11 protein-coding genes and 2 pseudogenes are annotated in these 12502 nt (G+C 53.3%); 7 read left to right on the forward strand and 6 right to left on the reverse strand.

Annotated features, from left to right (window positions below; translation table 11 throughout):
- Positions 1-7 precede the first annotated feature (7 nt).
- The 4 genes from yfiR (at position 8) to HA48_RS15320 (ending at position 2837) form a co-directional block, all read left to right on the forward strand.
- A complete protein-coding gene (gene yfiR, locus HA48_RS15305) occupies positions 8-535 on the forward strand; it encodes a regulatory sequestration protein YfiR (protein WP_244182870.1) in 528 nt (175 codons plus the stop codon).
- Between the two features lies 1 nt (position 536).
- Positions 537-1751, forward strand: a complete 1215-nt coding sequence (gene dgcN, locus HA48_RS15310; RefSeq protein ID WP_128602095.1) for a diguanylate cyclase DgcN/YfiN — start codon at positions 537-539, stop codon at positions 1749-1751.
- On the forward strand, positions 1748-2221 hold the full coding sequence (gene yfiB, locus HA48_RS15315) for an outer membrane lipoprotein YfiB (protein ID WP_128602096.1): 474 nt from the start codon (positions 1748-1750) through the stop codon (positions 2219-2221). Before dgcN ends, yfiB begins: the two co-directional genes overlap by 4 nt.
- 118 nt (positions 2222-2339) lie before the next feature.
- A complete protein-coding gene (locus tag HA48_RS15320; RefSeq protein ID WP_128602097.1) occupies positions 2340-2837 on the forward strand; it encodes a hypothetical protein in 498 nt (165 codons plus the stop codon).
- Between the two features lie 63 nt (positions 2838-2900).
- Here the strand turns inward: HA48_RS15320 and HA48_RS15325 are convergent, their stop codons facing one another.
- Complete coding sequence (locus HA48_RS15325; protein ID WP_128602098.1) at positions 2901-3860, reverse strand: apurinic/apyrimidinic endonuclease family protein; 960 nt, start codon at positions 3858-3860, stop codon at positions 2901-2903.
- A gap of 106 nt (positions 3861-3966) precedes the next feature.
- Positions 3967-5997: a choline transporter gene (locus HA48_RS15330; RefSeq protein WP_128602099.1), complete on the reverse strand. Its 2031-nt coding sequence runs from the start codon at positions 5995-5997 to the stop codon at positions 3967-3969.
- 250 nt (positions 5998-6247) lie between these two features.
- Here HA48_RS15330 and betI point away from each other — a divergent pair, with 250 nt between their 5' ends.
- Genes betI through betA form a run of 3 tightly spaced genes read left to right on the forward strand, consistent with a single transcriptional unit; the run spans position 6248 to position 10036 of the window.
- Positions 6248-6844 (forward strand): transcriptional regulator BetI, encoded by a 597-nt coding sequence (betI, locus tag HA48_RS15335; RefSeq protein ID WP_128602100.1) that lies wholly within the window; start codon positions 6248-6250, stop codon positions 6842-6844.
- 13 nt (positions 6845-6857) lie between these two features.
- Positions 6858-8330, forward strand: coding sequence for a betaine-aldehyde dehydrogenase (gene betB, locus HA48_RS15340; protein WP_128602101.1), 1473 nt, complete (start codon positions 6858-6860; stop codon positions 8328-8330).
- Positions 8331-8356: 26 nt separating this feature from the next.
- Positions 8357-10036, forward strand: coding sequence for a choline dehydrogenase (gene betA / locus HA48_RS15345; RefSeq protein ID WP_128602102.1), 1680 nt, complete (start codon positions 8357-8359; stop codon positions 10034-10036).
- A gap of 382 nt (positions 10037-10418) precedes the next feature.
- Here the strand turns inward: betA and HA48_RS15355 are convergent.
- The 4 genes and pseudogenes from HA48_RS15355 to leuE all read right to left on the reverse strand — a co-directional run.
- A pseudogene (locus HA48_RS15355) lies at positions 10419-10553 on the reverse strand (DUF1493 family protein); the annotation flags it as partial.
- Between the two features lie 83 nt (positions 10554-10636).
- Positions 10637-10906: pseudogene (locus HA48_RS22970) on the reverse strand (STM2901 family protein); the annotation flags it as partial.
- Between the two features lie 142 nt (positions 10907-11048).
- The gene (locus HA48_RS15360) at positions 11049-11363 is read right to left on the reverse strand and encodes a DMT family transporter (RefSeq protein ID WP_128602104.1); all 315 of its coding nucleotides are present in this window, start codon (positions 11361-11363) and stop codon (positions 11049-11051) included.
- Positions 11364-11448: 85 nt separating this feature from the next.
- Positions 11449-12087, reverse strand: coding sequence for a leucine efflux protein LeuE (gene leuE, locus HA48_RS15365; RefSeq protein WP_128602105.1), 639 nt, complete (start codon positions 12085-12087; stop codon positions 11449-11451).
- Positions 12088-12502: the final 415 nt, after the last annotated feature.

Here is a 12502-nt window from a genome sequence, read left to right on the forward strand (position 1 = left end):
GCTTTCATTGCTGCAGGCGCTGCGTCATTTTTTGTGTGCCCTGCCATTGCTGTTGCTCTTTTATTATCCTGGCGCCGTGGCGGGCGAAAATTTTTCGCCAAAGGATAATCAGGCGAATCGCATTGTCAGCGGCATTATCAGTTTTACGCACTGGCCCGGTTTAACCCAGGCACCGCAGCTTTGCATTTTATCTTCCGCACAGCATCTCTCGTTTCCGTCCGGTCACCAGGCGGTCGCAGCGCCCTTCAGCGTCGTCTGGCTTCATGATGCCAGTGATGTGGCCTCTACTCGCTGCGATGCCCTCTATTTTGGTGACCAGTCACCGCAGCAACAAACTGCACTGCTCTCCCGGTTACAGGGAAAAGCCCTGCTCGCTATTGCCGAAAATAATCCGGAGTGCACCATAGGCGCGGCCTTTTGCCTGATCTTTACTGGCGATCACACGGCATTTTCCGTGAACCTGGACTCCCTGGCCCGCAGCGGTGTCAGAGTGAGCCCGGACGTGCTGTTGCTGTCCCGCAAAGGAAGCAAATAAGATGACATCCACCAGAATAAACAATGAAAAATCATCGATACGCAATAAGCTGCGCAAAATCAGTACCATTAACGCCGCCGTTATTTTACTGCTGTGCTGGCTGCTGCTGACTTCAACCTCTTTGCTATTTATTAAACGCTATGAAAAACGCAACCTTGAGTTAATTGCGGCCACGCTGAGTACCAGCCTGACGGCTGCCACGGTATTTGAGGACAGCTACGACGCCCATAACAAAATAGCCCTGCTGGGTAATGAGGGCATGTTTGCTTCTGCCCGGCTGGTTACGGCAGGCAATACCGTATTGGTAAACTGGCACGACCGGCAGGATCAGAGCAGCTGGTATCAGAATATGCTGCGCCGCTGGATCTACGTGAAGCCCCTTGATGTGGCGATTACCCACACAGAAAACAGAGTGGGTACCTTAACGCTGGATGGCACTGTCAATGGCGCCGCGGATTTTATCCGCTACTCCGTGATGATCTTATCCAGCGGTATGTTGTGCGTCCTGATCATCTCCTTCCTGCTAAGCGAATTCCTGCATCGCGGTATCCTGGTCTCCCTGCGTAATATCACCAGCTCCATCCACTATGTCATCCGCTCCGGTGATTTTTCCCAGCGTATTCCGCGTAATCCCACCAGGGAGTTTCAGCTCTTTTCTGAAGATCTCAACTCGCTGCTGAGTGAGATGCAGACGCTCAAGGCGTCGCTGTTACGGGATAACCGCTCGCTGGCGGCGAAAGCACTCGAAGACCCGCTTACCGGCCTGGCTAACCGTTCAGCCTTTGTTGCACGGCTGTCGCAGCTGCTTGATCAGCAGCTGGCGCAGGAGAATTTTGTGTTGCTGTTTCTGGATGGCGATCGTTTTAAAAGTATCAACGACAGCTGGGGGCACGCTGCCGGTGATGAAGTGCTGAAAGCCATCGGCGCACGGCTTGCCGCGCTGGCGCATCAGCAGGATATGGTTGCGCGGCTGGGGGGCGATGAGTTTGCCATGCTGATCAGCAGCCGTACCGGTGAAGACGATCTGCTGCAGCTTACGGAAGATATTCGTGCTGCTATTGCCCAGCCGATAGTGATAGCAGAGGGTACACCGATCACCACATCCGTGACGATCGGTTATGCCTGGTCGCAACACGGGGATTCGGTGGCGTCGATTCTGGAACGCGCCGACATGAATATGTATAAAAACAAAGGAATGAGTAAGGTACGCGTATGAAACTGAAATCATCTTTGCTGGTACTGGTGCTGGCATGCGTGGGTTGCCAGTCAACAGAACGCTTCAGCGCGGAGCAGATTGCCGCGATGCGTCAGGCCGGATTTACCCCGAACGCCGAAGGCTGGGGACTGGGCCTGTCAGATAAAATCTTATTTGGCGTTAATGAGGCAGATTTAACGCCGGCCAGTAAAGTCAGCATAACGACGATGGCGAAAAATCTGGCTGCTACCGGCATTGCCCACCTGCGCATCGATGGCCATACCGATAACTATGGCAAAGCGGATTATAACCAACAGCTGTCGCTGAAGCGCGCCAATGCGGTCGCCTCGCAATGGGCTCAGGGCGCCGCTATCCCGCGCAGCAATATCGTGACGCGTGGTCTGGGCATGAGTGCTCCGGTTGCCAGTAACGCCACATCACAGGGACGTGTGCAGAACCGTCGCGTGGCCATTGTAATAACCGCGCCGTGATTGTGTAACATTGATAATCATTTTTATTTGCCCTACTCTGGCAGCGCATTTTTATTTTCGCCGTAACGCTCTCTGCACAGGTTATTGCATTTAAAATTTAATTCAGACAGGAGTCACAATGAAACGACAGATTATTATTGCTGCGTTATTCCTTTCCACTGCGGCACAGGCTGAAATGGTGCTCTCAGGTAAACCCGATAATAGCTATACGCAAGGGGATAATCAGAATTACCAGAGCCACATGAAGATGATTGATAATACTAAAATCGATAAGCAGTCATTCAGTGAGCATGTGCAGGATGTTTGTGATAATCAGGCACCGCAACGCAGTAGCGCCGAGTTTGAGCGCGTCATGAAAGAGATCACTGGCATCACGCTCTCCCTGAAAGATGCGGGACCAAAGGGTGATGACTATCGTAAAGCCATGATTCTGAGCTGCTATCGCGGCGCTAACTGGGCGGTCAACGGGACGGATAAAGCGATTAAGCCGCAGCTGCTGGAGCAGGTAAAACTGCGTGAAACGTCAGCAAAAACCACTAATGACCAGGCGAATGCGGCAGGATTCAAAATTGCCGTGGATACCATGATTATGGGCATGGATGCAGCGCACAAATAAACGCACCGTGAAGTAATTAATAATATATCGCGGTGCCGCGTGGTACACCGCGATACTGCTTATTCAGCGACGCGATTGCGCATAATGATAGAGTCGATCGCGTGCCAGATTTTTCATCTTCACTTCACACATAATGTCGAACGGCGTAAATGATAACGCCCAGTTATTGAGTGTCTGATTAAAGTAGTAATCTGAATGCGCACGCAGCTTGGTTTTTGATACCGCTAAATCACGCTGATCGGGAAAACCGCTGTCGGGTATCAGCCCTTCCTGGGCGATAGAGTAGTGCAACACCGGCCTTACGCCGCGCCATGATTCAATGATAAGCGCAATACGCGGGTCATCATGCTGAATAAACTGATTCTCTTTAACCCAATGGTGGTGAATATCCAGCACCACCGGGCAGAGTGCCCGTGCCTGGAGTACATCATCCAGCGCACAGGAGATCTCATCATTCTCTACCGTCAGCATGTTGCGGGCTTCCGGACTTAAACGGCCAAAAGCCGAAGTGAACCCCTCAATACCCTTTTTACCATTCATGTGGATATTGATTTTAAAATCCTGGAATGCTCTGCCATAGCCCATCAGCACCGCGCAGGTAGTGTGGTACTCGACGTCTTCCAGCGCGCGCTCCACGACGCCCTCATTGTCCGAGGCCAGCACCGTGTACTGACCGGGATGAAACGACAGGCGAATGTTATTTGCCCGGGCAATCTCCCCGCAGCGGCTCAGCAGAGGCTTCAGGTCTTTCAGCATGTCGCCATACAGCTGTGTCGCCTGGGGCACAGTATAGAGCGGCAGAAGATCGCTGCCGATACGCATCATGCGCAGCGCATCCGGTAGCTTTGCCAGATGCTCCAGCGTCAGATAGAGGTTTTGCAGATTGTTTTGCGCCAGCGAGAACAGCAGTGCAGCTGCGGCCCCGGATTCCATGCCGAGGAAACGGGTGCGGGTGGTGGTTTTAAACGGATAGGGCTGTTTAGCCTGGTGATCAAAGTATTTACACGCGAAACCTAATTTCATCTCTTTCCCCTTCAGACTGACTTGTTAGTCTAGCTGCCGTCCGGGAATGTGCGCGTCCGGCAGAGAGAAAACAGAGCGGGCAGCCGCTTAGCAGCTGCCCGGCGTGTTATACCCCCGGATAGGTGATGTTGCTGCCCGGTGCTTCACGATGCAGATGGATAAAGTTGAGGTGACGCTCGTACTGATCGAGGATATCGATAATCACCTGCTCTTTGTTGTAATCCATCAGATCGTTGCCCTGACTGCCCTCCAGCAGAAACGTCTCCAGGCGGAAATAGTGCGATTTTCCGCTGCGCGCGCGATAGGTAAAGCCTGGCACCGAGTACTGCTGTGGCCACACCTGATAGACAAAATCCTGCTCCTCGCCCAGATGCACACGCAGATCCAGATAGCCCAGCGGCTGTCCCTCCTCAGGTGCCACATTTTCCAGCGAAACGCGGCCGCCGCGTAGCTCCAGCTCCTTCGCCACATCCTGCATTGCCGGGAAGATAACCGTTTCCATCATCTGCTGGGTGTAGCGTGTGCCCGGATAGTTCATCAGGCGCGACAGACGCTTTTTCCAGCTAAGGCGATCGTTGCTGGCGGGGATATAGGGCGCGGTTTCACGGCTGGCACTGGCGCGCCGGTGATCCTCTACCTTCAGAGATTTATAGAGCCCGGCCATAATAAAGAAGATCACGAAGCTGAATGGCAGGCCCATGATCACGGTCGTGTTCTGCAACGCCGAGATACCGTTGGTCATCAGCATCCCCATCGTCAGTACCCCGATTGCAATAGACCAGAAGATACGCAGCCAGTTCGGCGCATCGCTGTTGATATCTTTCAGCTTCGATGTGAAGTTCCCCAGCACCAGTGAGCCGGAATCCGCTGAGGTGACATAAAACAGCATGCCGGTGATGGTCGCCACAGAGGCGCTGAGTTTAAACGCCGGATACTGTGCCAGCAGGCTGTAGAAGCCGCGCTCCGCATGCGCCATCACCTCCTGGGCAAAATCAGCATTACCGTGAACGATCTCATACAGTGCCGCATTACCAAATACCGAGAGCCACAGCAGCGTGAAGGTAAACGGAATGATCAGGGTGCCCAGCACAAATTCACGGATAGTACGACCACGTGAAATACGCGCCAGGAACAGGCCGACGAATGGCGACCACGCAACCCACCAGGCCCAGAAGAACAGCGTCCAGCTATTCATCCACTGGGTTGGACGATCGAAGGCGAATGTATTCAGCGTCATGCCCATGAAGCGATTGACGTAATCACCAACGTTAAGCACCAGCGCATTAAGCAGGAAGTCGGTTTTACCCATAAACAGCACGAACAAAATCAGGCCAAGTGCCAGCGCAACGTTCAGCTCTGACAGGATGCGGATGCCTTTGTCCACGCCCGAGGTCACCGAAATGGTGGCAATAATCACCGACAGCACAATCAGTGCCATCTGCGCCGTCAATCCTTCCGGCACATCAAACAGGACTTTGAGACCGTAGTTCAGCTGTACCACGCCGATACCCAGCGTAGTGGCAATACCAAAGATAGTGCCAATCACCGCTGCGATGTCCACGGTGTGGCCGATGGGACCGTTGATGCGCTTACCAAAAATAGGGTACAGCGCAGAGCGGATGGTGAGCGGCAGATTATATCGGTAGCTAAAGTAGCCCAGCGCGATACCCATCAGCGCGTACATTGACCAGCCCGTCAGACCATAGTGGAACAGCGTCCAGACCATCGCCTGGCGTGCGGCTTCCATGGTTTGCCCTGCCCCTTCCGGCGGCTGCATATATTGCGTGACCGGCTCGGCGACCGAGAAGAACATCAGGTCGATACCGATCCCGGCGGCAAACAGCATCGCTGACCAGCTCAGCAGACTGAACTCCGGTTTGGACTGCTCCGGTCCAAGCTTGATCGCCCCATAGCGCGAACACGCCATGTATACGACAAAAACAATATAGAGCGTTGCGGCCAGCATGTAGTACCAGCCAAAGGTGGTCGACACCCAGTTCACTGCGGTCTGTATCCAGCTGGCAGCGAGATCGCTATACAAAATGGTGACAAGTGAAAATGTCAGAATCAGTCCGGCTGAGGTGTAAAACACCACGGGATTGATTCTGTCTTTTTCACTGGCAGGTGGATTAATCATCGGTTACCTCTGGTTAATTTCCTGTAATTACTCAATAAATTAGCGTGACCACTGATACTGGTCTTGTTGTTGTACTTCCTGCGTTTCCTCCGGGCAATTAAGCACGGTGATAAACCGCTACCAAGCGTAGCGCACCGTTTGGCTTTTGTAACAATCGAAGCACAGTATCCTAACAACTTTCTTTTTTATATTGAACGTGCAATCAAAAAAAGTTTTAATAGTGGTCTAACATTGAGGTGGAGCTGGAGTCATGCCAAAGGTGGGAATGCAGCCGATTCGTCGTCGGCAGCTGATTGATGCAACGCTAAGCACAATTAATGAGGTCGGGATCAATGACGCAACGATTGCGCAGATTGCGCGCCGTGCCGGCGTCTCGACAGGCATCATCAGCCACTACTTCAAAGATAAAAACGGATTACTTGAAGCCACTATGCGTGATGTGACGCGCCAGCTGCGCGATGCAGTGGCCGCACGGCTGAAGCCGCTGGCGGGCGCGAAAACCGAAGCGCGGCTGCTGGCCATCGTCGAAGGTAACTTTGATGATACGCAGGTACACAGCGCGGCGATGAAGGCCTGGCTCGATTTCTGGGCCAGCAGTATGCATCAGCCCCAGCTGGGCCGGCTGGAGCGAGTGAGCAGCCGTCGCTTGTTCTCCACGCTGGCCGCCGAATTTCGCCGGGAGATCCCCCGCGAACAGGCCAGGCTGGCGGCGCATGGTCTCGCCTCGTTAATCGATGGCCTGTGGCTGCGTGCCGCGCTGAGCGGAAAACCGTTTAACCTGGCGATTGCCAGGACGCTCACCACCCAATTCATTCGTCAGCAGCTTGCTGGCACACCGAATCACTGAGGAAGGAGAAATCATGTCCCGATTCACCGAGCAACACCTGTACATTGATGGCAAATGGATCCCGGCAGCGGCGGGCAAAACGTTCCAGACCATCAATCCGGCCAATGGCGAAGTGCTGGCCGAGGTGCACGAAGCCGATCAGGCGGATGTTGATCGCGCGGTTGCCGCAGCGCAAAAAGGCCAGAAAATTTGGGCCGCCATGACGGCGATGGAGCGTTCGCGCATTCTGCGTCGCGCCGTAGATATCCTGCGCGAGCGCAATGACGAACTGGCGGCGCTGGAGACGCTGGATACCGGCAAGCCGCTGAGTGAAACCCAATATGTCGATATTGTGACCGGTGCGGATGTGCTGGAGTACTACGCCGGCCTGATCCCCTCTCTTGAAGGCCAGCAGATCCCGCTGCGTGATACCGCTTTTGTCTACACCCGCCGCGAACCGCTTGGCGTGGTAGCCGGCATCGGCGCGTGGAACTATCCGATTCAGATCGCACTGTGGAAATCGGCGCCGGCGCTGGCAGCCGGCAACGCCATGATCTTCAAACCCAGCGAAGTCACGCCGTTGACCGCACTGAAGCTGGCTGAAATCTACACCGAAGCGGGCGTGCCGGATGGCGTGTTCAACGTACTGAACGGGCGCGGTGCCGTGACCGGCCAGCTACTGACCGATCACCCCGGCATCGATAAAGTCTCCTTCACCGGCGGTGTCGCCAGCGGCAAGAAAGTGATGGCTAACGCGGCGGGTTCCACGCTGAAAGATGTGACCATGGAGCTGGGCGGTAAATCGCCGCTGATCATCTTTGATGATGCCGACCTCGATCTCGCCGCAGATATTGCCATGATGGCGAACTTCTACAGCTCTGGCCAGGTGTGCACCAACGGTACCCGCGTTTTTGTGCCTGCCAGCCTGCAGTCCGCGTTTGAGGAAAAAATTTCAGCGCGCGTGGCCCGCATCAAAGCCGGTGACCTTAACGATCCGGCGACCAACTTTGGCCCGCTGGTGAGCTTCCCCCACCGCGATAACGTGATGCGCTATATCGAATCCGGTATCAGCGAAGGCGCGCGCCTGCTGTGCGGCGGCAAGCGTATGACCGGTGCAGAATTTGATAACGGTGCCTGGGTTGAACCAACGGTATTTACCGACTGCCGCGACGAGATGACCATCGTGCGTGAAGAGATCTTCGGGCCGGTGATGTCCATTCTCACCTATGAAACCGAGGAAGAGGTGGTGCGCCGCGCTAATGCCACGGAGTACGGTCTTGCTGCTGGCGTGGTCACACAGGACCTCAACCGCGCGCACCGCGTGATCCATCAGATTGAAGCCGGTATTTGCTGGATCAATACCTGGGGCGAATCCGCAGCGGAGATGCCAGTGGGCGGTTACAAACATTCGGGTGTTGGCCGCGAGAATGGCCTGATGACGTTGCAGAACTATACCCAGGTAAAATCCGTTCAGGTCGAGATGACCCGTTTTCAGTCCGTATTTTGATTAAGCTTTAACCTGAGGAGCGACTAATGGAATTTGATTACATCATTATCGGAGCCGGATCCGCAGGGAATGTTTTGGCAACAAGACTGACCGAAGACAGCAACGTAAATGTACTGTTGCTGGAGGCTGGCGGTCCCGATTACCGTTTTGACTTCCGCACGCAGATGCCTGCGGCACTGGCTTATCCGTTACAGGGTAAACGCTATAACTGGGCGTATGAAACCGAGCCCGAGCCGCACATGAATAATCGCCGAATGGAGTGCGGGCGCGGTAAGGGGCTGGGCGGCTCATCGCTGATTAACGGCATGTGCTACATCCGCGGTAATGCGATGGATCTCGATAACTGGGCACAGCAGCCGGGACTGGAAAGCTGGAGCTACCTTGACTGCCTGCCCTACTACCGTAAATCGGAAACCCGCGATATCGGCGCTAACGATTACCACGGCGGTGAAGGTCCGGTAAGCATTACTACCTGCAAACCCGGCAACAATCCGCTGTTTGCGGCGATGATTGAAGCCGGTGTCCAGGCGGGTTATCCACGAACAGAAGATCTGAACGGCTACCAGCAGGAGGGTTTCGGTCCGATGGATCGTTTTGTGACGCCGAAAGGCCGCCGTTCGAGCACCGCACGCGGCTACCTGGATACCGCAAAAGTACGGCCGAACCTGAAAATCATCACGCATGCCACCACCGACCGCATCCTGTTTGAGGGCAAGCGGGCCGTGGGCGTGCAGTATTTACAGGGCGGTAACGATACATCGCATACCGTACATGCCCGTCGGGAAGTGCTGCTGTGCGCCGGTGCCATTGCATCGCCGCAGATTCTGCAGCGCTCCGGCGTGGGCGCAGCCGAATTGCTGAAAAAGTTCGATATTCCCCTGGTGCATGACCTGCCGGGCGTGGGTGAAAATTTGCAGGATCACCTTGAGATGTACCTGCAGTACGAGTGTAAAGAGCCGGTTTCACTCTATCCGGCCCTCAAGTGGTGGAATCAGCCGAAGATTGGTGCCGAATGGCTGTTTAATGGCACCGGTATTGGCGCCAGTAACCAGTTCGAAGGCGGCGGATTTATCCGTAGCCGAGAAGAGTTTACCTGGCCCAATATTCAGTACCATTTCCTGCCGGTTGCCATTAACTACAACGGCTCGAATGCGGTTGAGGCGCACGGTTTCCAGTGTCACGTTGGTTCTATGCGTTCGCCAAGCCGCGGCCATGTGCGCATAAAATCGCGCGATCCGCGTCGCCATCCGGCAATCCTGTTTAACTACATGGCACATGAGCAGGACTGGCATGAGTTCCGCGATGCAATTCGTATCACGCGCCAGATCATCAATCAGCCTGCGCTGGATAAATATCGCGGCAGAGAGATCAGCCCCGGCCTGGATTGCCAGACGGATGAACAACTGGATGAGTTTGTGCGCAACCACGCCGAAACCGCCTATCACCCTTGCGGAACCTGCAAGATGGGCAACGATGCCATGGCGGTAGTCGATGGCGAAGGCCGCGTGCATGGTCTGGACGGCCTGCGCGTGGTCGATGCATCGATTATGCCGCTGATCATCACCGGTAACCTCAATGCCACAACCATTATGATTGGCGAGAAGATTGCGGATAATATCCGTGGTCGTCAGCCACTGCCGCGCAGCGAAGCCGATTACTTCGTTGCCGGCGAGCGCCCGGTACGTGGCGAACCGATGCGGGCATAGTCCGTTTACAGGGCAGCAGGATGCTGCCCTGCTTCTGTTTAGCAGCCTGATTTTTCCCATTATCTGGTGAGCCATCAAGGCACGATGCTGATATGATGTAAAAGGATATTAAAAGTATGTTGTAACTATTAAGGATGATCCCTTATAAAAATTCACAGGAATCAAATAGATAACAAGTTCGATATTTAAGATTTTATTTGATTAAAGCCGGAAACGGTATTCTCAAAATATTTTAATGGTCGCAAGATCGCAATACGCCTGATTAAAAACATACGGCACCTGACTATATCAGTATAACCAGCGCTTAATTTCAGCTGCCTGAACTAACATTGAAATGGTTAAAGGCTTTTTTTTTTACTGTTTTCTTATCTAAAAAAAGAGTTTTCTTTTGCCATGGAAAATAATCAGCCCAGGTGAAAAGTTGATGTTCAACTTCAAAAGTCTGAAAATATTTATCAAGCATATCGACGATATCCTCAGTTTCATATACATCCTGCAGGGGTTCGTTGTCACCCACCTCAATTTTTCACAAAAAAATAGATGTGATTAACGGCAATTCTTTTTTTAAAAAACCCTCAACCTGCTTCTTTATTTCCTGAGTCACCAGATTTTATCCTCTTGTCGAACCAGCATATTATAATGATTCAGTGACTTAAAAGCGATTATTGACACATCCCGACTTACAATAATCCAGCCTAACACCGGGACTGCCCTTCCAGCAAAGGTCCCAAGGTTGTTGACCCAGAAGATACGGACACCCCTTAAAGAAAAAGATTTATTTGTAAGTGTCGGCAATACTCTTCGTTTAAAGGTAATGATTAAATGCTTTCGAAAGAAAAGCGATGCCGGTGAAGTGCTATACGTAGCAGTATTTTCGTCATAGTTGAAATATTTAATAAATATTACAATAGCTTAGTAATATTCAATTTTTATACACACAAAAACGCTTAATTGATGGCATGAATGTTCATAGCAGCGTCATCCCTACACTGCTACTAAGGCCATACCAATATCAGGACGCAATTTTCATCATCACCAGCCCGGCCACAATCAGTAACGCAGCGGCAATACGCAGCGGGCTGGCGGACTCGCCAAGGAACCACAATCCGACAACAAACGACCCAACCGCACCGATACCAGTCCAGATGGTATAGGCGGTTCCCAGCGGCAGCGATCGCATAGCCCATGAGAGCATGACAAAACTCACTATCACCGCCACCAGGGTAATCACCGCATACACCGGCCGCGTAAAACCCTCGGACATTTTCATGGTAAATGCCCAAACCACTTCCAGTAACCCTGCGGCTATCAGCATCATCCAGGCCATCAGGTAAGCTCCTCTGTTTACCAGGTCGTCCCGGAAAAGGCTGAAGCACTATTCAGGTCGTCCTGAATACAGCCGGAAAATATGCTTAGCTTTGGGCACTGACTAAACGCACCGCAAAACCAAAGAACAGCATGCCGGTCAGCATATTCGCCAGTTTCACCAGTCGCGCGCGGCTGCGCAGGAAACGGACCATCATTGCACCCGCCAGCAGCAGGATAGTGTAGTAGCTCAGGCTGATTCCCTGGATCATTAAACCGAGCAAGGCGAATGCCGGGGCCGTGTGCGTCACCGCCGGATCGATAAACTGAATAAAGAAGGAGACGTAGAACAGGATCGCTTTCGGATTGGTAACGCCAAGCAAAAGCGCGCGCAGAAAGTAGTTCTCCTGTTTTACCGCCTCGGCAGGCTGCTCACTGTCACGTTTGCGCAGCGTACCGATAATGATCTTCGCGCCGAGATAGAGCAGAAACATCGCGCCGAGGTACTTTACCACCATAAAGATATGCGGACTGGTACGAATCAGCGTCGCGACACCCGCCCAGGCCAGAAAGATCAGCACCAGATCCCCCAGCATCACGCCCGCGATTGCCCGGGTCGCCGCTTTTGCTCCGCGACTCATGCCGGTACGCAGCACGTACAGGCTATTGGGTCCGGGCAGCAAAATAATCACCAGCGCACCCGCCAGAAAGGTCCAAACATTGATAATACCGACATCATGCAACATTACTGCTCTACCCCATACGCTTCAGGCTGATGCTACAACCGAAGCCGTTGATTATTCGTCTTAATTTTATGCGCAACGCGTTAGCTTTGCGCCGCGCAGATAATAGCAGCCCGGCACAGTGAGTGTCGCACTTTTCCCTGTTTCAGCCGCGCGCCGTTAATGAGCAAGCGGTACATACATTGCTTTTTCTGGCGATTTCAGGCTGAAATTCAGCGCTTACGCGAAAGGTATATCACGCTAATCAACGAGTTAACTGCTGCACAACCGCATCCAGAAAAGCGCGCAGCGCGGCGGGCTGGCGTTCGCGCGACATATAAAGGCCATAAATTCCCAGCGTTTTCGCCGTGTAGTCCGGTAACAGAGATTGCAACAGACCCTGATCCAGCGCGGTACGCGCCTCCATCTCCGGCACCAT

Source organism: Pantoea wallisii (assembly GCF_002095485.1).
Classification (GTDB): Bacteria; Pseudomonadota; Gammaproteobacteria; order Enterobacterales; family Enterobacteriaceae; genus Pantoea; species Pantoea wallisii.

What these genes read in the sequence shown, in the direction of transcription:
- HA48_RS15330 (WP_128602099.1), bottom strand. Translation starts at nt 5,997, where the DNA reads ATGATTAATCCACCTGCCAGTGAAAAAGACAGAATCAATCCCGTGGTG.
- HA48_RS15325 (WP_128602098.1), bottom strand. Translation starts at nt 3,860, where the DNA reads ATGAAATTAGGTTTCGCGTGTAAATACTTTGATCACCAGGCTAAACAG.
- betB (WP_128602101.1), top strand. Translation starts at nt 6,858, where the DNA reads ATGTCCCGATTCACCGAGCAACACCTGTACATTGATGGCAAATGGATC.
- betI (WP_128602100.1), top strand. Translation starts at nt 6,248, where the DNA reads ATGCCAAAGGTGGGAATGCAGCCGATTCGTCGTCGGCAGCTGATTGAT.
- yfiB (WP_128602096.1), top strand. Translation starts at nt 1,748, where the DNA reads ATGAAACTGAAATCATCTTTGCTGGTACTGGTGCTGGCATGCGTGGGT.
- dgcN (WP_128602095.1), top strand. Translation starts at nt 537, where the DNA reads ATGACATCCACCAGAATAAACAATGAAAAATCATCGATACGCAATAAG.
- betA (WP_128602102.1), top strand. Translation starts at nt 8,357, where the DNA reads ATGGAATTTGATTACATCATTATCGGAGCCGGATCCGCAGGGAATGTT.
- leuE (WP_128602105.1), bottom strand. Translation starts at nt 12,087, where the DNA reads ATGTTGCATGATGTCGGTATTATCAATGTTTGGACCTTTCTGGCGGGT.
- HA48_RS15320 (WP_128602097.1), top strand. Translation starts at nt 2,340, where the DNA reads ATGAAACGACAGATTATTATTGCTGCGTTATTCCTTTCCACTGCGGCA.
- HA48_RS15360 (WP_128602104.1), bottom strand. Translation starts at nt 11,363, where the DNA reads ATGGCCTGGATGATGCTGATAGCCGCAGGGTTACTGGAAGTGGTTTGG.